This is a genomic window from Streptosporangium nondiastaticum (assembly GCF_003011965.1).
Classification (GTDB): domain Bacteria; phylum Actinomycetota; class Actinomycetes; order Streptomycetales; family Streptomycetaceae; genus Streptomyces; species Streptomyces nondiastaticus.
In genome coordinates, this window is the sequence record NZ_PXWG01000376.1 from 1 (window position 1) to 420 (window position 420).

Here is a 420-nt window from a genome sequence, read left to right on the forward strand (position 1 = left end):
GCAGCTTATGAGCTTACGATGAAGTACGACAATATGCACCGCATCACCTCCAAGAGGCAGCATATCAGTCAGTCAGGCGTTCAGTTCGACGGATTGCTTTCAGCCGGCTATGATTTGGCCTACACCTATGGCAAGGATACGGGCAAGAAGTTCCAACTCGCCACGGTGGCGGACGACAACTACCGCACCGAGGGAGCGCCCGGAGCCAAAGACAAGAACAGCCACGCCTATACGTATGATGCCAACGGCAATCTGATCTATGTCAATACGAGCCGCACGAAGTCGGATGGCAGCACGACGCCCCAAATGAACGAGCGCAAGCTTCTCTGGGACGAAGAGAACCGTCTGACGGCTATCGATGACAACGGCTTTGTCTCCAATTACTGGTATGACGCCGATGGCGAACGCACGGTGAAGGCT

The 420-nt window shown here is 54.8% G+C and carries 1 protein-coding gene; it reads left to right on the forward strand.

The features are described from left to right. Nucleotides 1-18 precede the first annotated feature (18 nt). The coding region (locus B7P34_RS36315; protein WP_223268638.1) for a hypothetical protein at nucleotides 19-420 on the forward strand (402 nt) is incomplete at its 3' end.